The organism is Nitratireductor sp. CH_MIT9313-5 (assembly GCF_037029545.1).
Taxonomy (GTDB): Bacteria; Pseudomonadota; Alphaproteobacteria; order Rhizobiales; family Rhizobiaceae; genus Chelativorans.
Window position 1 is genome coordinate 160,929 of sequence record NZ_JAYMER010000016.1, and the last position, 18,647, is coordinate 179,575.

22 protein-coding genes and 2 tRNA genes are annotated in these 18,647 nt (G+C 59.5%); 14 read left to right on the plus strand and 10 right to left on the minus strand.

What is annotated here, in order from left to right; genetic code table 11:
* The first annotated feature begins 143 nt into the window (after positions 1-143).
* Positions 144-836 (plus strand): glutathione S-transferase family protein, encoded by a 693-nt coding sequence (locus tag WA367_RS13380; RefSeq protein WP_336057265.1) that lies wholly within the window; start codon positions 144-146, stop codon positions 834-836.
* 76 nt (positions 837-912) lie between these two features.
* Positions 913-1,335, plus strand: coding sequence for a nucleoside-diphosphate kinase (gene ndk, locus WA367_RS13385; protein ID WP_336057266.1), 423 nt, complete (start codon positions 913-915; stop codon positions 1,333-1,335).
* A gap of 59 nt (positions 1,336-1,394) precedes the next feature.
* On the opposite strand, the gene WA367_RS13390 is transcribed toward ndk, so the two are convergent.
* The 5 genes from WA367_RS13390 to WA367_RS13410 all read right to left on the minus strand — a co-directional run bounded on the left by WA367_RS13390 (position 1,395) and on the right by WA367_RS13410 (position 5,517).
* The gene (locus WA367_RS13390) at positions 1,395-1,865 is read right to left on the minus strand and encodes a molybdenum cofactor biosynthesis protein MoaE (RefSeq protein ID WP_336057267.1); all 471 of its coding nucleotides are present in this window, start codon (positions 1,863-1,865) and stop codon (positions 1,395-1,397) included.
* Positions 1,866-1,869: 4 nt separating this feature from the next.
* On the minus strand, positions 1,870-2,121 hold the full coding sequence (gene moaD / locus WA367_RS13395; RefSeq protein ID WP_336057268.1) for a molybdopterin converting factor subunit 1: 252 nt from the start codon (positions 2,119-2,121) through the stop codon (positions 1,870-1,872).
* A 5-nt stretch (positions 2,122-2,126) separates the two neighbouring features.
* Complete coding sequence (gene pgsA, locus WA367_RS13400) at positions 2,127-2,717, minus strand: CDP-diacylglycerol--glycerol-3-phosphate 3-phosphatidyltransferase (RefSeq protein WP_336057269.1); 591 nt, start codon at positions 2,715-2,717, stop codon at positions 2,127-2,129.
* Between the two features lie 86 nt (positions 2,718-2,803).
* Positions 2,804-4,759, minus strand: a complete 1,956-nt coding sequence (gene uvrC, locus WA367_RS13405) for an excinuclease ABC subunit UvrC (RefSeq protein WP_336057270.1) — start codon at positions 4,757-4,759, stop codon at positions 2,804-2,806.
* Complete coding sequence (locus WA367_RS13410) at positions 4,756-5,517, minus strand: SDR family oxidoreductase (protein ID WP_336057271.1); 762 nt, start codon at positions 5,515-5,517, stop codon at positions 4,756-4,758. Before WA367_RS13410 ends, uvrC begins: the two co-directional genes overlap by 4 nt.
* A gap of 346 nt (positions 5,518-5,863) precedes the next feature.
* Here WA367_RS13410 and WA367_RS13415 point away from each other — a divergent pair, with 346 nt between their 5' ends.
* Both WA367_RS13415 and WA367_RS13420 read left to right on the plus strand, forming a co-directional pair.
* Positions 5,864-6,538, plus strand: coding sequence for an outer membrane protein (locus WA367_RS13415; RefSeq protein ID WP_336057272.1), 675 nt, complete (start codon positions 5,864-5,866; stop codon positions 6,536-6,538).
* A 434-nt stretch (positions 6,539-6,972) separates the two neighbouring features.
* Positions 6,973-7,632, plus strand: a complete 660-nt coding sequence (locus WA367_RS13420; RefSeq protein WP_336057273.1) for an outer membrane protein — start codon at positions 6,973-6,975, stop codon at positions 7,630-7,632.
* Between the two features lie 74 nt (positions 7,633-7,706).
* On the opposite strand, the gene WA367_RS13425 is transcribed toward WA367_RS13420, so the two are convergent.
* From WA367_RS13425 to WA367_RS13435, 3 genes are all read right to left on the minus strand, one after another.
* The gene (locus tag WA367_RS13425) at positions 7,707-8,393 is read right to left on the minus strand and encodes a ribonuclease T2 (protein WP_336057274.1); all 687 of its coding nucleotides are present in this window, start codon (positions 8,391-8,393) and stop codon (positions 7,707-7,709) included.
* Entirely contained in the window at positions 8,393-8,848 is a 456-nt protein-coding gene (locus WA367_RS13430; protein ID WP_336057275.1) for a hypothetical protein, read from the minus strand. The genes WA367_RS13425 and WA367_RS13430 overlap by 1 nt, the downstream gene beginning before the upstream one ends.
* 76 nt (positions 8,849-8,924) lie before the next feature.
* Positions 8,925-9,779 carry a 23S rRNA (adenine(2030)-N(6))-methyltransferase RlmJ gene (locus tag WA367_RS13435; protein WP_336057276.1) on the minus strand — a complete coding sequence of 285 codons (855 nt, stop codon included), beginning with the start codon at positions 9,777-9,779 and terminating at the stop codon, positions 8,925-8,927.
* Between the two features lie 87 nt (positions 9,780-9,866).
* Between WA367_RS13435 and WA367_RS13440 the strand changes: the two genes are divergently transcribed.
* Both WA367_RS13440 and WA367_RS13445 read left to right on the plus strand, forming a co-directional pair.
* Positions 9,867-11,969: a molybdopterin-containing oxidoreductase family protein gene (locus WA367_RS13440; protein WP_336057277.1), complete on the plus strand. Its 2,103-nt coding sequence runs from the start codon at positions 9,867-9,869 to the stop codon at positions 11,967-11,969.
* 12 nt (positions 11,970-11,981) lie between these two features.
* On the plus strand, positions 11,982-12,566 hold the full coding sequence (locus WA367_RS13445) for an HD domain-containing protein (protein ID WP_336057278.1): 585 nt from the start codon (positions 11,982-11,984) through the stop codon (positions 12,564-12,566).
* A 24-nt stretch (positions 12,567-12,590) separates the two neighbouring features.
* Here WA367_RS13445 and purN read toward each other — a convergent pair whose 3' ends face one another.
* Positions 12,591-13,298 (minus strand): phosphoribosylglycinamide formyltransferase, encoded by a 708-nt coding sequence (gene purN / locus WA367_RS13450; RefSeq protein WP_036481435.1) that lies wholly within the window; start codon positions 13,296-13,298, stop codon positions 12,591-12,593.
* Entirely contained in the window at positions 13,295-14,359 is a 1,065-nt protein-coding gene (gene purM / locus WA367_RS13455) for a phosphoribosylformylglycinamidine cyclo-ligase (protein WP_336057279.1), read from the minus strand. Before purM ends, purN begins: the two co-directional genes overlap by 4 nt.
* Before the next feature lie 241 nt (positions 14,360-14,600).
* Between purM and pgsA (WA367_RS13460) the strand changes: the two genes are divergently transcribed.
* The 8 genes from pgsA (WA367_RS13460) to WA367_RS13495 all read left to right on the plus strand — a co-directional run bounded on the left by pgsA (WA367_RS13460) (position 14,601) and on the right by WA367_RS13495 (position 18,321).
* Positions 14,601-15,161 carry a CDP-diacylglycerol--glycerol-3-phosphate 3-phosphatidyltransferase gene (pgsA, locus tag WA367_RS13460; protein ID WP_336057280.1) on the plus strand — a complete coding sequence of 187 codons (561 nt, stop codon included), beginning with the start codon at positions 14,601-14,603 and terminating at the stop codon, positions 15,159-15,161.
* Positions 15,130-16,269, plus strand: a complete 1,140-nt coding sequence (locus WA367_RS13465) for an AI-2E family transporter (RefSeq protein WP_336057281.1) — start codon at positions 15,130-15,132, stop codon at positions 16,267-16,269. Before pgsA (WA367_RS13460) ends, WA367_RS13465 begins: the two co-directional genes overlap by 32 nt.
* Complete coding sequence (hdaA, locus tag WA367_RS13470) at positions 16,269-16,967, plus strand: DnaA regulatory inactivator HdaA (RefSeq protein WP_442935591.1); 699 nt, start codon at positions 16,269-16,271, stop codon at positions 16,965-16,967. The genes WA367_RS13465 and hdaA overlap by 1 nt, the downstream gene beginning before the upstream one ends.
* 123 nt (positions 16,968-17,090) lie before the next feature.
* Positions 17,091-17,315 (plus strand): DUF378 domain-containing protein, encoded by a 225-nt coding sequence (locus WA367_RS13475; RefSeq protein WP_036484226.1) that lies wholly within the window; start codon positions 17,091-17,093, stop codon positions 17,313-17,315.
* Between the two features lie 160 nt (positions 17,316-17,475).
* A complete protein-coding gene (locus WA367_RS13480; protein ID WP_336057283.1) occupies positions 17,476-17,652 on the plus strand; it encodes a hypothetical protein in 177 nt (58 codons plus the stop codon).
* A 111-nt stretch (positions 17,653-17,763) separates the two neighbouring features.
* Positions 17,764-17,840, plus strand: a tRNA-Pro gene (locus tag WA367_RS13485).
* Between the two features lie 87 nt (positions 17,841-17,927).
* Positions 17,928-18,233 carry an ETC complex I subunit gene (locus WA367_RS13490; protein ID WP_336057284.1) on the plus strand — a complete coding sequence of 102 codons (306 nt, stop codon included), beginning with the start codon at positions 17,928-17,930 and terminating at the stop codon, positions 18,231-18,233.
* A gap of 11 nt (positions 18,234-18,244) precedes the next feature.
* Positions 18,245-18,321: transfer RNA gene (locus tag WA367_RS13495), tRNA-Arg, on the plus strand.
* Positions 18,322-18,647 lie beyond the last annotated feature (326 nt).

Consider the following 18,647-nt stretch of genomic DNA (forward strand, 5'->3'; position numbering starts at 1 on the left):
CATCCTTTCAGGCTTGTGCGGCTCAATCCTAACGGTGCCGATCACCAAGGTGATTGAAATCTGCTGATGCGGCCTGTCTAAGAAATTCATCCATTGGCCGGCGGAGCCGATACCATGTTTTTGCAGGGGAAGTGGGGGAAGCAATGAGAATAAAACTTTATGACCTTGTTGGACAGGACGAGAAGCGTCCCTTCAGTCCCCATTGCTGGAAGGTTGCCTTTGCGCTCGCCCACAAGGGGCTGGAGTTCGAATGTGTTCCAACGCGCTTCCGCGACATCCAATCCCTGGAAGACGGTGCTTCCAAGACTGTACCCCTGATCCGAGATCGAGATCAGGTAATATCGGAATCTTTCCGCATCGCGCTTTATCTCGACGAGACCTATCCCGACCTGCCACCGCTGTTCCATGGCGAAGGAACAGTACCACTCACCCGCTTCATCGAACGCTGGGCGCATCAGACCGTCTATGCGCAGATTTCACGAATGATCCTGATGGACCTTTTCGCCATTCTGGATGAAGGCGACCGGGAATATTTCCGCACCACGCGGGAAGCGCGTTTCAAGCAGAAACTGGAAGAAGTGACGGTCGGTCGAGAAGACCGCCTGCCTGCTTTCCGCGCCTCGCTTGATCCGTTGCGCAGTATGGTCGAACGTCAGGCCTTTGTGGCAGGCGACGAGCCATGTTTCGCCGACTACATCATCGCTGGCGGCTTCCAGTGGGCGCGCGTCTCATCCTCCTTCCAGCTTCTGGAGAAGGATGATCCCGTGGCACATTGGTTCGAGCGCTGTCTTGATCTGCATGGAGGAGCGGCAAGATCGGTGGCCGCTGCCGCGTGATCGCCCTTCACAGAGGCCGCACTCCCCGCTATAGAGCCGCCATCTCTCTTTCCCCCATTCCAAAAAAGGAAAAGCAATGGCGATCGAACGCACCTTCTCCATGATCAAGCCGGACGCAACCAAGCGCAACCTGACCGGCGCAATCACCAAGATGTTCGAGGACAACGGCCTGCGCGTCGTTGCCTCCAAGCGCGTCTGGATGAGCCGCCGTCAGGCAGAAGGCTTCTACGCCGTGCACAAGGATCGCCCCTTCTTCGGCGAGCTGGTTGACTTCATGTGCTCCGGCCCGACGGTTGTGCAGGTTCTCGAAGGTGAGAACGCAATCGCCAAGAACCGCGAAATCATGGGCGCCACCAACCCGGCTGACGCCGCAGAAGGCACGATCCGCAAGCTTTTTGCGGAGTCCATCGGTGAAAACTCCGTACACGGTTCCGACGCTCCGGAAACCGCTGCCGAGGAAATCCGCTACTGGTTCTCCGACACCGAAATCGTCGGCTGATCATTTTTCGGCTGATTGCTGATGAGAAAGCCGGGGGCAACGCCTCCGGCTTTTTTCGTTCAGCGTTTGCTCTTCCAGCGGTGGAGCGCCTGCTCATCCTGTGCCTTGGCGTCGACCCAATCGCCCTCACTGCCATCGGCAAGATGCTCCTTCTTCCAGAAGGGCGCGCTGGATTTCAGATAGTCCATCAGGAAGTCTGCCGCCTCGAATGCGGCGCGCCGATGTGGTGAAGCGGCTGCCACAAGCACGATATTCTCGCCCGGCGTGATCTTGCCGAACCGGTGAATGATCGTAAGCGCAAGCAAGTCCCAACGGGTGATTGCCTCGCGGCCCAGCCGCTCAAGCTCCGCTTCGACCATCCCGGGATAATGCTCCAGCTCAAGCGCTTCCAGAGCGCCGCCTTCGTCTCGGCAAAGTCCGGTGAAGGTGACGATTGCACCTATGTCGGTTCGCCCCGCGCTGATGCGCCGTGTTTCCGCCTCAAGGCAGAAATCGTCGCGCTGCACGCGAATGAGCGGCGCCACTGTCACGGGCTCAGCCTCCAGTCATTGGCGGGAAAAGCGCGATCTCGCCATCAGCGGGCAGGGGCGTGTCATGCGTCACATGGGCGTGGTTGATCGCCACGCGGATCACCTGGCGTTGTTCGAGCGCGGCGGCATAGCCGTCACCCTTTCCGGCAAGCCAGTCGAGCAGCCCGGCAACATCGCTCACATTGTCGGGCACCGAGATTTCCTCGTCGCTCTTGCCGATACGCTCGCGGACCCAGGCGAAATAGACCAGCTTCATGAGAACTACTCGTCGATAATGTGCTTCAGTCCTGCACGGAAGTAGTCATAGCCCGTGTAGAGCGTGACCACGGCCGAAATCCAGAGAAGCACGATGCCCATCTGCGTGATGTAGGGCACGATCTTGTCGCCCGCAGGGCCAACGAGAAGGAAGCCAATGGCCACCATCTGGATGGTGGTCTTCCATTTGGCAAGCTGCGTCACCGGCACCGACACCTTCAGGGCGGCCAAATATTCGCGAAGTCCCGAAACGAGGATCTCACGGCACAGGATGATGATCGCCGCCCATAGCGTCCAGCCCGCAATAGTGCGGTCCGTATCGGCAGCAAGCAGAAGAAGGCAAGAGGCCACCAGAAGCTTGTCGGCGATGGGGTCGAGCATCTTTCCGATATTGGACGTCTGCTGCCAGCTGCGCGCCAGATAGCCATCGAAATAGTCCGTGATGCTCGCGCCGATGAAGATCGCGAGAGCAGACCAGCGGGCGAAATCGCTCGATTGCAGGCGGCCTTCAAGGAAGAAGCACAAGACAATTGCCGGCACCGCGAGGATGCGGGCATAGGTCAGGAGGTTTGGAAGATTGAAAGCGCGTCCGGACATTGATTTGGCTTCTTTAGAAACGGTTATGTCGTCAAATCAGGTGGAACGCGCAGGGTCAAGCGCGCGCGCCCAAGCTCGCGCAAGCTTTACCCGTTTTCGTGGAAATGTTCATAGACGATACGTGCCGTTGATTCCGAGATCCCTTCTACGGCCATCAGATCCTCCATGCCTGCGCGGCTGACCGCCTTGGCGGTGCCGAAATGGTGCAGAAGTGCGCGTTTGCGCGTTGGGCCAATGCCGCTGATTTCGTCCAGCGGGTTCTTGACCATCTCCTTCTTGCGCCGCGCGCGGTGAGAACCGATGGCGAAACGGTGTGCTTCGTCACGCAGCCGCTGTACGAAATAGAGAACCGGATCGCGCATGGGCAGGCTGAAGGACGGCTTGTCTTCCATGAAGAAACGTTCCCGGCCCGCATCGCGATCCGGACCTTTCGCAATGCCGATCGCCGTCACGGCGTCGCTTACGCCCAACTCGTCAAGGATTGCGCGAACCGCACTCATCTGTCCTTGGCCGCCATCGATGAGGATGACGTCCGGCCAAGCGGGAAAACGCTCGTCATCAGCGCTCTCTTCACCGGGTTTGGGTAGCCCTTCCTCCTTTAGGAGCCGAGAGAAACGCCGCTGCATGACCTCGCGCATCATGCCGAAATCATCGCCGGGCGTGATGTCGGTCGAGCGGATGTTGAACTTGCGATACTGGTTCTTCACGAAGCCTTCCGGCCCCGCGACGATCATCGCGCCCACCGCATTGGTGCCCATGATGTGCGAGTTGTCGTAGACTTCGATGCGGCGCGGTGCCTGTTCGAGACCGAATGTATCGGCAAAGCCCTGCAGCAGCCGCGCCTGCGAGGACGTCTCTGCCAGGCGCCGCCCCAGTGCCTCGCGCGCATTCTGCAGCGCGTGACCGACAAGATCCTTCTTCTCACCGCGCTGCGGGCGCGAAACGCTGACCCGACGCCCGGCCTTGGTGGAAAGCGCTTCCTCAAGAAGCTCGCGCTCCTCCAGCTCATGGGAGGTGAGGATCAGGCGAGGGCAGGGCTTGTCATCGTAGAACTGCGAGAGAAAGGCATTGAGAACATCGCCCGCCTCCATGTCCGGATCGGCCTTGGGAAAATAGGCGCGGTTGCCCCAGTTCTGGCCGGTGCGGAAGAAGAACACCTGAATGCAGCTTTGCCCACCCTCTTGGTGGATGGCGAACACGTCGGCTTCCTCTATGCCCTGCGGATTGATGCCCTGATGCGCCTGCACATGGGACAGAGCCGCCAGGCGGTCGCGATAGATCGCAGCACGTTCGAAATCCATCTCGTCGGAAGCAGCCTGCATGGCGGCTGCAATCTCGGACTTCACCTTGCTGGACTTGCCGGAAAGAAACGCCTTGGCCTCATTGACCAGCTCCGCATAGCCCTCTTCGCTGATTTCACCTGTGCATGGACCCGAGCAACGCTTGATCTGGTAGAGCAGGCAGGGGCGCGTGCGGCTTTCATAGACGGAGTCGGTGCAGGTGCGCAGCAGGAAGGCGCGTTGCAGCGAGTTGATCGTGCGACCTACAGCACCGGCGGAAGCGAAGGGGCCGAAATACTCGCCCTTGCGCGAGCGCGCACCGCGATGCTTGAAGATTCCCGGAGCCGGATGGTCTCCCGTGAGCAGGATATAGGGGAACGACTTGTCGTCGCGCAAAAGCACGTTGAAGCGCGGGCGCAAGCGCTTGATGAGATTGGCTTCCAGAAGCAGCGCTTCAGTTTCAGTCCGCGTGACGACGAATTCCATGGAAGACGTCTCACGAATCATGCGCACGATCCGGTTCGAATGCCCGCGACCCTGGGCATAATTGCTGACGCGCTTTTTCAAGCTGCGTGCCTTGCCGACATAAAGCACATCGCCGGCCTCGTTCATCATGCGATAGACGCCAGGCGCGTTCGGCAGGCGCTTCACGACGGCCTGAATGGCTTCAGCGCCCTTTAGGCCGCTGCCTTCCTCTGCCGCATCCCAGGAGATCTCGTTGGCGGATGTGGGAACGGCAGCTTTCGGCTCGCTCCCGCTCATGCGCCATCCTCCGCCACATCCGGCGTCTGCCAGGCAAGGTGCTGACCTCCATCAAGCGCGATCATCTGACCGGTGATCGACGGCATTTTCCACAGATACTCGATTGTGTGTGCGAATTCCGAAAGCTCCGGACCTCGCTCCAGAATAAGCGCCTCCGTCTGACGGCGGAAGGCATCCTCATCCTGCTTCTGGTTCGGCAATGTCGGGCCGGGGCCAATGGCGTTGACGCGAATGGAGGGAGCCAGTGCTTGCGCCATGGTGCGGGTAGCCGTCCACAAGGCGGCTTTCGATAGCGTATAGGTGAAGTAGCGGGGCGTGAGCTTCCACACCCGCTCATCAATGATGTTGACGACGAGACCTGGTGCGCCCACAAGCTGTTTCGCGAAGGAACGCGCTATGAGTGCCGGTGCCTTCACATGCACCGCCATATGCGCGTCAAATCCTTCATCATCGAAATTTTCGACCGAATCTTCCTCGAACAGCGAGGCATTGTTCACAACGATGGAAAGCGGCCCCAGAGCGTTGTTCGCACGCTCGACGAGGGTTGCTGTAGATGCAGAATCGGTCAGATCTGCCTGTACGGCGACGGCCCGACCACCTTTGTCGGCGATTTCCCGCACCACTTCTTCGGCGTCGCTATGTGATCCGTTATAGTGAACCGCTATCCCGAAACCCGCTGCGCCAAGCTCCAGCGCCATCGCGCGTCCGATCCGCTTGGCGGCACCGGTTATCAGGATATTCTCTGCTTTTCTTTGCATGGGCCTAATGTGTGCGTGCGAGGGGGCTGCGGCAAGGTGAAGGTTAGAGTGTTTTAAGCGAGGCCTGCGGCCGTGGCCAGCGCTCGCAGCCTCATGAGATGGGCGCAGCTGACAAAATCGGCGGGAAAGCACCGAAGCCGACGATTATCGGCCCGTAACGCGCCATGGTTATGCCGCAGAATATTCCATTTTCAAGCAGGCTTTTGCAACCAATCAGCCCCAATTCCTGCCCATGCTCCTGATGCGGCGTTTAGCCCGACCAGTTTGATTTATCCGTTTTTGCGTACAGCCAGATCATTGCCGGTTTCCGACCGATAGCGGCCACGCCGCCAAGGAGTTTATACAAATGAACATTCGCAGATTTTCCGCACTCGCACTCTCTGCAGCTTTCACCGCGATTGCTGCACCTGCGGCCATGGCCGCCGACCTCATCATATCCCAGCCAGACCCCATCCCCGTGACGCCTCAGCGCACCGTGCCGCTCGTGGTACAGCCCACAGCAGCATGGGGTGGCATGTATGCGGGTATTTCCGGCGCCTACACCTTTGGACAGCTGGATGAGAACTTCAGTGGCACCAGCATCGATACCGACGGCTATGGCGGCGTTGGCTTCGTTGGTTACAACTGGCAGCGCAGCCGTTGGGTCTTCGGTGCCGAAGCCGATGTCGGCTATACGGCCGACGAGGTGACCGAACAGGATGTCACGATCGAAAGCGGTCTTGATGCCAGCTTGCGTGCGCGACTTGGTTACGCGCTCAGCGACCGCTTCATGATCTACGGTACTGTGGGCGGAGCCTATGGCGCACCCACCATCACCACTGCAGACGGCGAAGTGAGCGAAGACATGTTTGGCCTCACTTACGGTGGTGGCGCAGAGATGAAGTTCGGCCGCCGCATGTTCGGTCGTGTCGAATATCGCCATGTGGCACTCGAAGCCACCGATGTTGCAATCGGCAACAATAGCTACGAGTTCGAGCAGCAGAACAACAAGGTCATGCTCGGCATCGGCATGCACTTCTAGGCCTCACTCCAAAGGCGGACCGAGCGGGGGCAGTCGCAATGGCTGCCCTCATCGCCCATCTGTGGAGCGGGCTTGCGATTCTTTACCCTTTCTTAGCCATGTCCCTGAGTTCTTTCGCTGTGCCTCATGCTGGCAATGGCATCCCGACCATCCTCGAGTGAACCACCTGGCCATCCAATCCGGGGGAAAATCTGCGCTGCAGGCCCCGGATTTGTTTGCATTTTTGCAACACGTCCACAAGCAAACCGTTCTGAAGCCATAAGGTCAAATTTGAGGCCAGTTCTAGCCACGATGCCGCCACCTTTTTCGTGATTTTCTGCAGTCACTGGCGGAACCGCAGCGCAACTTGATCATTCAGAGTGCTGCGGAGGGGCGCAGAAAGGATGCGAGTTTTGCATCCGATTTTGGAACATCTTGGCTAAGGAGTTCACATAATGGCCACTAAGAATTTCGCGCTGTCGGCTGCTGCCGCAGCACTTCTCACCGTAGCAGGTGTTGCTTCTTCTCAGGCCGCTGACGCGATCGTGGACGTTCCGCCGACGCCGCCTGCAGCGCCGATGGAAGTTGCTCCGGTTGCCTCTTGGGGCGGTTTCTATGCCGGTGTTCAGGCTGGTTACGGCTTCGGCGGTGACGTGAACATCGACGGCACCGACTATGACAGTGACGGCTTCCTCGGCGGCGCATTTGCCGGTTACAATGTCCAGTCCGGCCCATGGGTATTCGGCCTTGAAGGCGATGTTGGTTACAACGGCACCGAGACCGACGAAGCTGGCTTTTCCGTTGAAGGCGGTGTCGAAGGTTCGCTGCGTGCACGTGCAGGCTACGAAGTCTTCAACAACGTCCTGCTCTACGGTACGGCTGGTGGCGCAGTTGCCAACTACGAGGCAACCACTGCCGCAGGTTCCGATGATCAGACCCACTTCGGCTGGACCGCTGGTGCCGGTACGGATGTCAAGCTGACCGAGAAGAGCTTCGCTCGCCTCGAATACCGCTACACCGATCTCGGTTCCGAGACTTACACGATCGGCGGCGTGGACAGCGAAGTGGATGCTTCCAACCACCGCGTAATGGTTGGTTTCGGTATGCAGTTCTAATCCTTCCGGATCAGACGCTTAACCAGGAAAAAGCCGGGTCATGTGCCCGGCTTTTTTCTTGTCTGAAATTGTCTTCAGCGGCCGCGGGTGGGCGGTAGCAATACCTTGTCCAGCCGGCAGTCCTTGCGGTCAACCTCGCGACAGCTGCGGAAATCAAGCTCTTCACTCAGGCAGATGCGAACTTCGCGCATCATCCGTTTGCCGCAGGTGACAGCGATTGCATCGCCGGGCAGTTGCGGATTGGCCTTGCGAAAAGCCTCTTCGATGCTCTCAGGCGTGGCCATGATTGGCTTCTCGACATTGTCGAACACCTCCGGCACCTTCACCCGTTCGCGGGCCTTGCGCAGCAGCCGGAAATATTCTTCCTGGCTCGCCCCGGTACAGGAACCGTGCTTGCGCCATTGATGGCCGATAAGGCCGGCCGAAGGCATCAGATCTCGCAGATCATCCACCAGCCGGTTCGGCACACGGTCAGGTTCCCGACTGGCGCAATAGGTCGGATATCCGCTCTCCCGCTGCGGCCAAAGCCCGTGAACGATGAAGCTGTAAGGTCGCGATGTGCCACATTGCTGGCGATTCGCCCGCTCACCTTCGCTGATGCAGTAGCTGGGTGACCAGCTAAGCGCGAGCACATAGAAGTCGAAATTACCCGGCTGCTCGGCCTTGCGTGCCTCGGCAATGCCGGCGACAGCCGCAAGCGCGCTCGCAAGCAGGAGAGGGCGAAGCAGCGCCGTGCCGCGTCGGAAACTCGAAAGCGACATCAGCGAAGGACACGACACCAGTTGTTGTAGACATTCCAGCGGTCAAAGCCTGCCACGCAGAATTCCACATTGTCGCCGATGGAAGCAAAGCCCTGTCCATATTCGATCAGGTACCAGATGGACCGGTTGGAGCCGTCGGAAAGCTGCGCGGTGCCCTGGCAGTAAAGGCGTTCTATCGTGCTGTTTTCGGTGGCCGGAAGATGGCGCGTGATGCTGGTGTTGTAGATCGCCGCAATGTCCACATCCGGCAGGTGAGGTACATGGGTGACCTGGTAGCGGAAATTCTTCTGAATGACCGCATGTACCTTCTCATGCGCGCACACGCTCGTCTCGACGATCGCACCCGGTCCGACAAGGTAGTCGGCAGCCAGAGCTGGTGAGCCTGCGATGGAAGCGGTCAGGCCAGCGCCGACAAGGAAGTTGGTCAGAAGTCTCGAGATACTGCGGCGCGACATGGGTCAAACTCCGTGATAAGGCGCGGTTCTTCGCCTCGAATTGTTATGGTCAATCTTTAACAGCAGCTTGTCAGCGTCAAGTGTTGGCTTCATCTGCAAGACGCGTGACGCTGTATCCACCCTTGCTGCCTTCGCTCAACGCATCATGCAGAAGCGGCAGAAGCTCGTTCAATTCCGATTCGAGGAGATATGGCGGATTGACGACTACCATGCCCGTGCCATCAAAGCGCGGCTCACTGCTTTCATCCCGCACGCTCAGCTGCACGTCGATAATATCACCAATGCCGCTGTCCCGAAGATCCTGGTGAAACTGAGCCACCGCCTCGCGGTTCTTGATCGGATACCAGAAGGCATAGATCCCGCCGGGCCACCGCTTGTGCGCCTTTTCCAGGCCCGCGACCATCCGCTCGAACTCGCCTTCCTTCTCGAAGGGCGGATCGACCAGAACGAGCCCGCGCTTTTCCTTCGGCGGCAGATGCGCACCAAGTGCCAGCCAGCCATCCAGATGGATGACACGCACCTGATGGTCGCCCTCGAAATTCTGAGCCAGCACCTCCGCGTCGGCTTCGTGCAGTTCGATTGCCGTCAGGCGATCCTGTTTTCGTAGGAGATGGCGCGTTACGAAAGGCGAACCGGGATAATGCGAAATCTCATCCCCCTGATTCAATGCCTCAACGGCCTCCAGCAAGGGATTCAGAAGATTCGTCTTTTTTCGAATGTCCGAATTCCTGATCCTGCCGATGCCGCCCTGCCATTCGCCCGTGCGCTGCGCTTCATCCGAGGAAAGATCATAGATGCCCAATCCCGCATGGGTGTCGACCACGCGAAAGGCTTTGTCCTTGCGCTGCAGATAGGCGATTATCCGCGTCAGGATCGCGTGCTTGACCACATCGGCAAAATTGCCTGCATGGAAGGCGTGGCGATAGTTCATGATCTGCACCCGGTCTTGTGCGAAATAAGAAACGTCTTTGTGCCTGTGGCTCTACGCTCTGCGCCACAAATAGGCTAGTCTCGCCCCATGAACACACACGCAAATATCCGCATCGCCCATTCGGCTTGCCCGCATGACTGCCCGTCCACCTGCGCTCTCGATATCGAGATAAGGGATGGACAGATTGGTCGTGTCCACGGCGCCAAGGACAACAGCTATACCGCCGGCGTCATCTGCGCCAAGGTCGCCCGTTATGCAGAGCGGGTCCACCATCCGGACCGGCTGTTGAAGCCCATGGTGCGGTCCGGTGCGCGCGGCGAGGGTGCCTGGAAAGAGGCAAGCTGGGAGGCCGCACTCGACCTCATTGCTGAGCGCTTCCTGAAGGCCGAAGCCGAGTTCGGCGCGGAAAGCGTCTGGCCCTATCAATATGCCGGTACGATGGGGCTAGTGCAGCGCGATTCGATCCACCGCCTGCGCCATGCCAAGGGCTATTCGAAGCAGTTCGACACGATCTGCACCAATCCGGCCTGGACCGGCTGGATGATGGGAGCGGGCGCCCTGCGCGGCTCCGATCCGCGCGAAATGGCAAAGGCCGATTGCGTTGTCATCTGGGGGACGAATGCGGTCGCCACGCAGGTCAATGTGATGACCCATGCAATCAAGGCCCGCAAGGAACGCGGCGCGAAGATCGTGGTCATTGATGTTTATGACAACGCGACCATGAAGCAGGCCGATCTGGCGCTGGTCCTGAAACCGGGAACCGACGGCGCGCTGGCATGTGCGGTCATGCATGTGCTTTTCCGCGAGGGGCTTGCCGACCGCGACTATCTCGCACGCTATACCGACGATCCGGCAGGACTTGAGGCGCATCTGCAATCGCGTACTCCCGAATGGGCGTCCGGCATAACCGGTCTGTCCATTGCGGAGATCGAGACTTTTGCGCGTCTGGTCGGCGAGACGAAGCGCACATATTTCCGTCTTGGCTATGGCTTTACCCGCAACCGCAATGGCGCGGTGAATATGCATGCGGCCCTTTGCATTCCTGCTGTAACCGGTGCCTGGGCCTATGAGGGTGGCGGCGCATTTCACTCCAATTCATCGATCTTCGGCCTCGACAAATCGCTGATCGAAGGCCACGCCTATGCCGATCCCAATGTGCGCTCGCTTGACCAGTCACAGATCGGCCGCGTTTTGAGCGGTGATGCCGAAGCGCTTCACGGCGGCCCGCCGGTCAAGGCCATGCTGATCCAGAACACCAACCCCGCCAATGTCGCGCCGGAGCAGCGGCTCGTGAAGCAGGGGCTGATGCGCGATGACCTGTTCTTCGCCGTCCATGAGCAGTTCATGACCGACACGGCATTGCTTGCCGACGTGGTGCTGCCGGCGACCATGTTTGTCGAGCATGACGACATCTATCGCGGCGGTGGTCATCAGCACATTCTGCTCGGGCCGAAAATCGTGGATGCGCCGGGCCAGGCGCGCGAGAACCTTTATGTGATCGAGGAACTGGCCAAGCGCCTGGGCGTGGATCATCTCGAAGGCTTCGGGATGAGCGCGCGCGAACATCTCGACTGGATGCTGGACAAGAGCGGCCTTGGAAGTTTCGAGAGCTTTCGCCATGACCGCTGGGCGGATGTGCAGCCCGATTTCGACACCGCGCATTTCATCAATGGCTTCGGTCACGCGGATGGCAAGTTCCGTTTCCGCCCCGACTGGACGAACACGCCGTCCCCCAACCGCCCGCCCGAGAGCATCGGCGTGCAGGGGCCGCATCAGGCCTTGCCTGAATTTCCCGACCATGTCGCGCTGATCGAGGAAGCGGATCCCGAACATCCCTTCCGTCTGGCAACATCGCCCGCGCGCACCTTCCTCAATTCCAGCTTTACCGAGACACCGGGCTCGAAAAAGCGGGAAGGGCGGCCGGAGCTGATGCTGCATCCCGAAGATGCGAGCGCCCTCGGGGTGGAAGAAGGCCAGCGCATCGAAATCGGCAACCGGCGTGGCGAGGTCGTGCTTCATGCCAAGCTGTTCGACGGAATGCGCCGTGGCGTGGTCATCGCCGAAGGCATCTGGCCGAACCATGCCCATGAGCGCGGCGAGGGCATCAATGTGCTGACAGGAGCAGACTCCATCGCGCCATATGGAGGTGCTGCTTTCCACGACACGAAGGTCTGGCTGCGCGCACTGTGAGAGGGCAATGCCGTGGGTGATCCAGAGCGCATCCGCTCGATCCTTGCATTCGTTCAGGAAGCGGAGCGGCTGAAAGATACGCTTCGCAGCGGCTTCACCCGTCAGGGCAACCCGGAAAGCGTTGCAGAGCACAGCTGGCGGCTTTGTCTTCTCGTCATCCTGTTCGAGAAGGAGCTGCCGGGCCTGGACATGCTCAAGCTGTTGAAGCTGTGCATCCTGCATGATCTTGGCGAAGCACTGTCTGGCGATGTGCCCGCCATCCACCAGACCGCGGACAATGGCGCGCGTCAGATGCGAGAGCGGCTTGATCTGGTAACACTCTGTAAGCCGCTTCCGGTTGATCTGCAGGGCGAGGTTCTGGCGCTATGGGATGAATATTGCGAAGCGACAACGCCTGAAGCCATCTTCGCGAAGGGTTTCGACAAGATCGAGACCATGCTGCAGCACTTAATCGGCGGCAATCCGGCGGATTTCGATTTTGCCTTCAATCTTGGCTATGGGCGCGAGCGAACCGGGGCCCATCCGTTGTTGGCGCAGATACGCGAACTCGTCGATGAAGCGACCACCGCGCGCGCGAAGGAAAACGGCCAGCTCTGAATTGGAACTGGCCGCGTGTTTCGACTAGGGCGTCAGCCGCGCCAGATCTTCGATATCAAACACTTCCTCGATGGAGGACGGCACCAGAAGCGTGCTGTACTCGCCCCAACCGACATTGGCATTGCGGGCGAAGACCGTGCGCCCGTTTTCCATGGCTGCCTTGCCGGAGGCAACCAGCGCCAGCGCCATCGGATAGGTCTGGTGCTCCATCTTCAGCACACGGGCATTCAGCTCTTCTTCCGTGTCATGGGGCAGAACCGGAACCGCGGCTTGCGCGATGATCGGTCCGCCATCCATTTCCTGCGTCACGAAGTGCACCGTGCAGCCATGAATGCGCATGCCGGCTTCGAGAGCGCGCTTGTGCGAGTTAAGGCCCTTGAACAGTGGCAAAAGGGAAGGGTGCACATTGAGCATCCGGCCTTCCCAGCGCTTGACGAAATCACCGCTCAACAGCCGCATGAAACCGGCAAGGCAGATGATCTCTGCGCCAAGGCCATCCAGCGCTTCCTCGATCGCCGCCTCATGCGCGGCCTTGTCGGGAAATTCAGCGCGTGGAATGGCGATCGCCTCGAGCCCGGACGCCTTGGCTGCGGCAAGTCCGGCTGCATCGGCATTGTCGGAAATGACGCCCACGATCTCGGCGGGATAATCGGCTTCTTCTGCCGCGCGGATCAGCGCCGTCATGTTGCTACCGCGGCCGGAAATCAGGATGGCAGTCTTTTTCTTTGTCATAGGTCAAGCTCTCCGCGATAGATTACGCCATGCTCGCGGCGCGGGACAATGCGCCCAAGCGTCGTGACATGCTCGCCCGCCTTCTGAAGGACACCGGCCACCTGTGCCGCCTGGCCTGCGGCGACAACCGCGATCATGCCAATGCCGCAATTGAAGGTGCGCAGCATTTCCTTCATCTCTACACCACCCTCACGGGCAAGCCATGAGAATACGGCAGGTGCGTCGATGGCATCGAGATCGATCTCGGCCGCATAGTCGTCCGAAAGGACGCGCGGAATGTTTTCGGGGAAACCGCCGCCGGTGATATGGGCGAGCGCCTTCAGGCCATGGGTGTCGCGAATGGCGGAAAGAAGCGGCTTTACATAGATCCGCGTAGGCTCCAGAAGCGCGCGCCCGAGCTTCGTACCCGGCGCGAAGGGAGCATCACTGTCCCAGTCCAGGCCGCTGCGCTCCACGATCTTGCGCACAAGCGAGAAACCGTTGGAGTGAACACCCGAGGAGGAAAGACCAAGGATCACGTCACCCTCGGTGATGTCATTGGTCGGCAGAAGTTGACCACGCTCGGCAGCACCCACGGCGAAGCCTGCAAGGTCGTAATCATTGCCCTGATACATGCCCGGCATTTCCGCCGTCTCGCCACCGATCAGCGCGCATCCGGCCTGACGGCAGCCTTCGGCGATGCCCGACACGATGGCTTCACCCTGTTCGGGATCAAGCTTTCCGGTGGCGAAATAGTCGAGGAAGAAGAGCGGCTCGGCACCCTGCACGACAAGATCGTTCACGCACATGGCTACGAGATCAATGCCCACCGTGTCGTGTATGCCGGCATCAATGGCGATTTTCAGCTTTGTGCCGACACCATCATTGGCTGCAACCAAAACGGGGTCGGTGAAGCCTGCGGCCTTCAGGTCGAACAACCCGCCAAAGCCGCCGATTTCGCCATCGGCTCCCGGTCGGCGCGTGGAGCGCACATGCGGCTTGATGCGATTCACCAGCGCGTTGCCGGCATCGATATCGACACCCGCATCGGCGTAGGAGAGGCCGTTCTTCTTGTCGTCCATGATGAAAGTTCCTGCCCCAGTGCGACCTTCGGCGCGGCTGCCCGACGCCTCCTGACCGGCTAATTGCATGCCTTCGTGATGGCTGCAAGCTTGGGCGCCGGTGCGCCCACCGCTTTGTTCGCTGTCCGGCTGGCCCAGTTGCTGCCTTGACGCTTGAGCTGACGCGAACCATCTGGCTCATGCTATACGGGAATTGCGGCAGGCGTCCATCATTGCCAAGGCTGTGCCAGGGGGGCAGAAGGTGACAATACCCAATCTCATCACGCTGATGCGCTTTCTGTTGGTGCCTGCAGTCGTCTTCGCCCTACTGAAAGGCTATATGGGCTGGGCGTTCACCGGCTTTCTCGTGGCGGGCATATCGGACGGCGTAGACGGTTTCATCGCCCGCCAGTTCAACCAACGCAGCGAGCTTGGTGCCTATCTCGATCCCATGGCGGACAAGCTGCTTCTTGTCAGCGTATTCATCGTGCTGAGCTATCTGGAAGTCCTGCCGCTGTGGCTGGTCATCGCCGTTGTCTCGCGCGATGCATTGATCGTCGGCGGCGTGCTTCTGGCAACGATCATGGGCAACCCGGTCCCGATGAAACCGCTGATGGTGTCGAAGGTCAACACGCTGGCGCAGATCGTGCTCGCAGTGGTCGTTCTGGCCGATCTTGCCTTCGCGTTTTCCTCAGGCTTCCTCACGCAAGTCCTCATCTATGTCACCGGGCTCTTGACCATAGCTTCTGGCGCGGCCTATCTCGTTGACTGGATCAAGCACATGGGCGGTTATGTCGACACCAATTCCCCCGGAGGCTCATGAGCCTGCCGCACCCGTTGCGGGCTGGACGCGCCAGGTCTTGTTCTGGCTGCTTGGCGCTGCCTTTCTGATCGCCTTCCTTTATGTGTTCAGCTCCATTTTGCTGCCATTCCTGGCCGGAATGGTGCTTGCCTATTTCCTAGACCCCGTTGCGGACCGGCTGGAGAAGCTGGGGCTGTCCCGGACGGCTGCCACGGTCGTGATCCTGCTTACATTCATCATCATCGTTGTTCTGGCCCTGATGCTGGTGGTGCCGGTTCTGTCGAACCAGCTTGCCGATTTTCTGCAGCGCCTGCCCGATTACCTCTCGCGCCTGCAGGCCCTCATCACCAATTTGGATCCCGAATGGTTCGAGCAGGTTCTGGGTGTTTCCGAGCAGGAACTGCGGGAAGGGCTGACGGCACTTCTTGCGCAAGGGACCGGCTTTGTCGCAACGCTCTTCAAGTCGATCTGGTCCTCCGGTCTGGCGCTAATCAATCTCGCAAGCCTCTTCGTCGTGACGCCTGTTGTCGCCTTCTACATGCTGCTTGACTGGGATCGCATGATCGCCCGCGTCGACAGCTGGGTGCCGCGCGACCATGTCGAGACGGTTCGCCAGATCGCCCGCGATATCAATACCGCGACAGCCGGTTTCGTGCGCGGTCAGGGCACCCTTTGCCTGATCCTTGGGCTCTATTATGCGATCGGCCTGACGGTGGTCGGGTTGAACTTCGGCCTCCTGATCGGCTTTTTCGCGGGTCTCATCAGCTTCATTCCCTATGTAGGCTCACTGGTCGGCCTGGCTCTCTCCATCGGTGTTGCCGTCGTGCAGTTCTGGCCGGAATGGTATTGGGTGGCCGCCGTAGCGGCAGTCTTCTTCTCGGGCCAGTTCCTGGAAGGCAACATCCTGCAGCCGAAACTGATCGGGCGAAGCGTTGGCCTTCATCCGGTATGGCTGATGTTCGCCCTTTTTGCCTTCTCGCTCCTGTTCGGTTTCGTGGGGCTTCTGATCGCGGTTCCCGCCGCTGCAGCCATCGCCGTTCTGGTGCGCTTTGCATTGGCGCGCTATCTGCAATCGCCGCTTTACAGCGGCGATCCCTCAACGACTGCGGCAGATCGCGAACTGCCATGATGGAAGAACGCGACAGGCCGCGGCAATTGCCGCTTGACCTCGCCCACGGCGAAGGACGAACGCGCGATGACTTGGTTGTCACCCCCGCCAACGAACAGGCGCTGGGGCTTGTCGAGCGTTGGCCTGAATGGGTGTCACCGGTTGCTCTGCTTGCCGGACCACAAGGCAGTGGCAAGTCGCATCTGGCGGAAATCTGGCTCGGCGAGAGCGGCGCGTTAAGGGTGGAGCCCGGAAATATCGGCGCCGAAATCGTTGAGCTGGCACGAGAACGGCCCATACTGATCGATGATGCGGACCGGCCGGAGCTCGACCAGCGAGGCCTGTTCCATCTCATCAACGCCGTGAAGCAGTCGCATTCGCACCTGCTTTTGACCGCCCGTCGGTTTCCCTCCTCCTGGGGCGTGGAAATTCCCGACCTCCTGTCTCGGTTGCGTGCCGCTCAGATCGTTGAGATCGCGGAGCCGGACGACATGTTGCTGACCGGCGTTCTCATGAAGCTTTTCGCCGACCGGCAGGTGGTTGTTGATCCCCATGTCATCCAGTACATCACCCGCCGCATGGAACGTTCGCTGTCCAGCGCCCGCCATCTCGTCGATCTGCTGGATCGCACGGCACTTGAGCGCAAGAGCCGCATCACGCGGCCACTTGCCAGCGAGGTGCTGGGCGAATTGGAGCAGCCGCGCCTATCTCGCAGCTGATGAAGGCGTGTCGCGTCATTTGAATTATGACGACTTCGTGATCTGGTTGTGTAGTCCGCGCAGGAACAATCACTGATGACTGCCGTTCCTGAGCCATACAATAGCGACAAAGGGCTTGGCTCAATGCACTCACTAAACGCAATTACCCTGCTGCTGATTATAGTCGGTGGCATCAACTGGCTGCTGGTTGGCCTTTTCGGCTTCGACCTCGTGGCCGCCATCTTCGGTGGGCAGGACGCGCTTCTTGCACGGATCGTCTATATTCTGGTTGGTCTGTCGGCGCTGTGGCAGATCATGCCACTCATGCGTTCCTTCTCGGGCAGCGAAGCCCACGCCCAGCGCCACTAGCCGCAAGGCACATTTTTCCGAAGACCGCCGGTGTTCCTCCCGCTGGCGGTTTTCGCACATCTGGATGCAGCCGAATCAGTGCGGCTGCGCCAGGATGCGTTAAGGATTTGTTTCCCGGCTCAATTTAGAATCCGGTCTTTCCTGAGCGGAGGACATCCTCATGCTGTATGATCTGACGGACTGGATTGGCGACCGTATCGAGCTCCTGTTCTTCAGGATTGGCCTGATCGTTAAGGAGATCACGACCACCAATATGATGGAGTGGTCCATGGCCGCGTGGTTGCTGATCGCCACAATGCTCTCGGTCTTGCTGCTGGGGGTGGTCATCCGCCGATAAGACAATTCTTACATGTGTCAGCGCGTAGAACAGAAACCCCTCAGTTTCATGTAGAATTTCCCAATTCGGCTCTTGCGCTGCACAGCCGCAGACTATAGGGGTTCATTCGCTCGGAGCGTAGCGCAGCCTGGTAGCGCATCTGGTTTGGGACCAGAGGGTCGCAGGTTCGAATCCTGCCGCTCCGACCATCACCTGTTCAGCCGACAGGCTGGCAGGGAACGCGGGTACGGCGCTCGCCGTTTCCCTCTGGTCGCAACGCTAGAACGGGGTCTTTGATGTCCGCGCGCATTTACAGCCCTTCCAGAACCGCCATGCAGTCCGGCACGGCCAAGACCGGTCACTGGGTGCTTGAGTTCGAGCCGGAATCGCCGCTGACCATTGATCCGCTCATGGGTTACACCTCGTCGAGCGACACGCGCCGTCAGGTGAAGCTCACCTTCGCCACGAAGGAAGAGGCGATCGACTACGCCACCCGCAACGGCATTGCCTACCGCATCGAAGAAGCCAAGGCGCCCAAGCGCCGGCAGGTGTCCTACGCGGAAAATTTCCGCTATGACCGCAAAATCCCCTGGACGCACTGAACCAGGGCGCTGGTCCCGTAGCTCAGTTGGATAGAGCACCGGCCTTCTAAGCCGATGGTCGCAGGTTCGAATCCTGCCGGGATCGCCATTCGATTGAAATTTCGTCTCTCGCATAGCGCAATTCAGAGCTCTGAACTCTGGATGCAACGGGTTGCACCTCGCCTGAGGTAATGCCGCCAGAGCAATCTGCCAGCACAACAAGCGACTATCGCAACACCTGCAGCGAACGAATTCCCGAACTGCATGAATAAGGATATTTGGCTGCACGCCGATAGGCTAGCGGCCTGAGGTGCCGCCACAAGTAGAATTATTGTGTTTACCCACGATGCGATTACTTGTTAATCGGCTCTCATGATCAAAAAGGCGGCAGGAACTGCGAGAGGATTGTCCGGCACATTTGCTGTGCTTCGGCAG

Excerpts from the sequence above, each read along its gene's own strand:
- WA367_RS13380 (WP_336057265.1), top strand. The coding sequence starts at position 144 with ATGAGAATAAAACTTTATGACCTTGTTGGACAGGACGAGAAGCGTCCC.
- ndk (WP_336057266.1), top strand. The coding sequence starts at position 913 with ATGGCGATCGAACGCACCTTCTCCATGATCAAGCCGGACGCAACCAAG.
- moaD (WP_336057268.1), bottom strand. The coding sequence starts at position 2,121 with ATGAAGCTGGTCTATTTCGCCTGGGTCCGCGAGCGTATCGGCAAGAGC.
- pgsA (WP_336057269.1), bottom strand. The coding sequence starts at position 2,717 with ATGTCCGGACGCGCTTTCAATCTTCCAAACCTCCTGACCTATGCCCGC.
- uvrC (WP_336057270.1), bottom strand. The coding sequence starts at position 4,759 with ATGAGCGGGAGCGAGCCGAAAGCTGCCGTTCCCACATCCGCCAACGAG.
- WA367_RS13410 (WP_336057271.1), bottom strand. The coding sequence starts at position 5,517 with ATGCAAAGAAAAGCAGAGAATATCCTGATAACCGGTGCCGCCAAGCGG.
- WA367_RS13415 (WP_336057272.1), top strand. The coding sequence starts at position 5,864 with ATGAACATTCGCAGATTTTCCGCACTCGCACTCTCTGCAGCTTTCACC.
- WA367_RS13420 (WP_336057273.1), top strand. The coding sequence starts at position 6,973 with ATGGCCACTAAGAATTTCGCGCTGTCGGCTGCTGCCGCAGCACTTCTC.
- WA367_RS13425 (WP_336057274.1), bottom strand. The coding sequence starts at position 8,393 with ATGTCGCTTTCGAGTTTCCGACGCGGCACGGCGCTGCTTCGCCCTCTC.
- WA367_RS13430 (WP_336057275.1), bottom strand. The coding sequence starts at position 8,848 with ATGTCGCGCCGCAGTATCTCGAGACTTCTGACCAACTTCCTTGTCGGC.
- WA367_RS13435 (WP_336057276.1), bottom strand. The coding sequence starts at position 9,779 with ATGAACTATCGCCACGCCTTCCATGCAGGCAATTTTGCCGATGTGGTC.
- WA367_RS13440 (WP_336057277.1), top strand. The coding sequence starts at position 9,867 with ATGAACACACACGCAAATATCCGCATCGCCCATTCGGCTTGCCCGCAT.
- purN (WP_036481435.1), bottom strand. The coding sequence starts at position 13,298 with ATGACAAAGAAAAAGACTGCCATCCTGATTTCCGGCCGCGGTAGCAAC.
- purM (WP_336057279.1), bottom strand. The coding sequence starts at position 14,359 with ATGGACGACAAGAAGAACGGCCTCTCCTACGCCGATGCGGGTGTCGAT.
- WA367_RS13465 (WP_336057281.1), top strand. The coding sequence starts at position 15,130 with ATGTCGACACCAATTCCCCCGGAGGCTCATGAGCCTGCCGCACCCGTT.
- hdaA (WP_442935591.1), top strand. The coding sequence starts at position 16,269 with ATGGAAGAACGCGACAGGCCGCGGCAATTGCCGCTTGACCTCGCCCAC.
- WA367_RS13475 (WP_036484226.1), top strand. The coding sequence starts at position 17,091 with ATGCACTCACTAAACGCAATTACCCTGCTGCTGATTATAGTCGGTGGC.
- WA367_RS13480 (WP_336057283.1), top strand. The coding sequence starts at position 17,476 with ATGCTGTATGATCTGACGGACTGGATTGGCGACCGTATCGAGCTCCTG.
- WA367_RS13490 (WP_336057284.1), top strand. The coding sequence starts at position 17,928 with ATGTCCGCGCGCATTTACAGCCCTTCCAGAACCGCCATGCAGTCCGGC.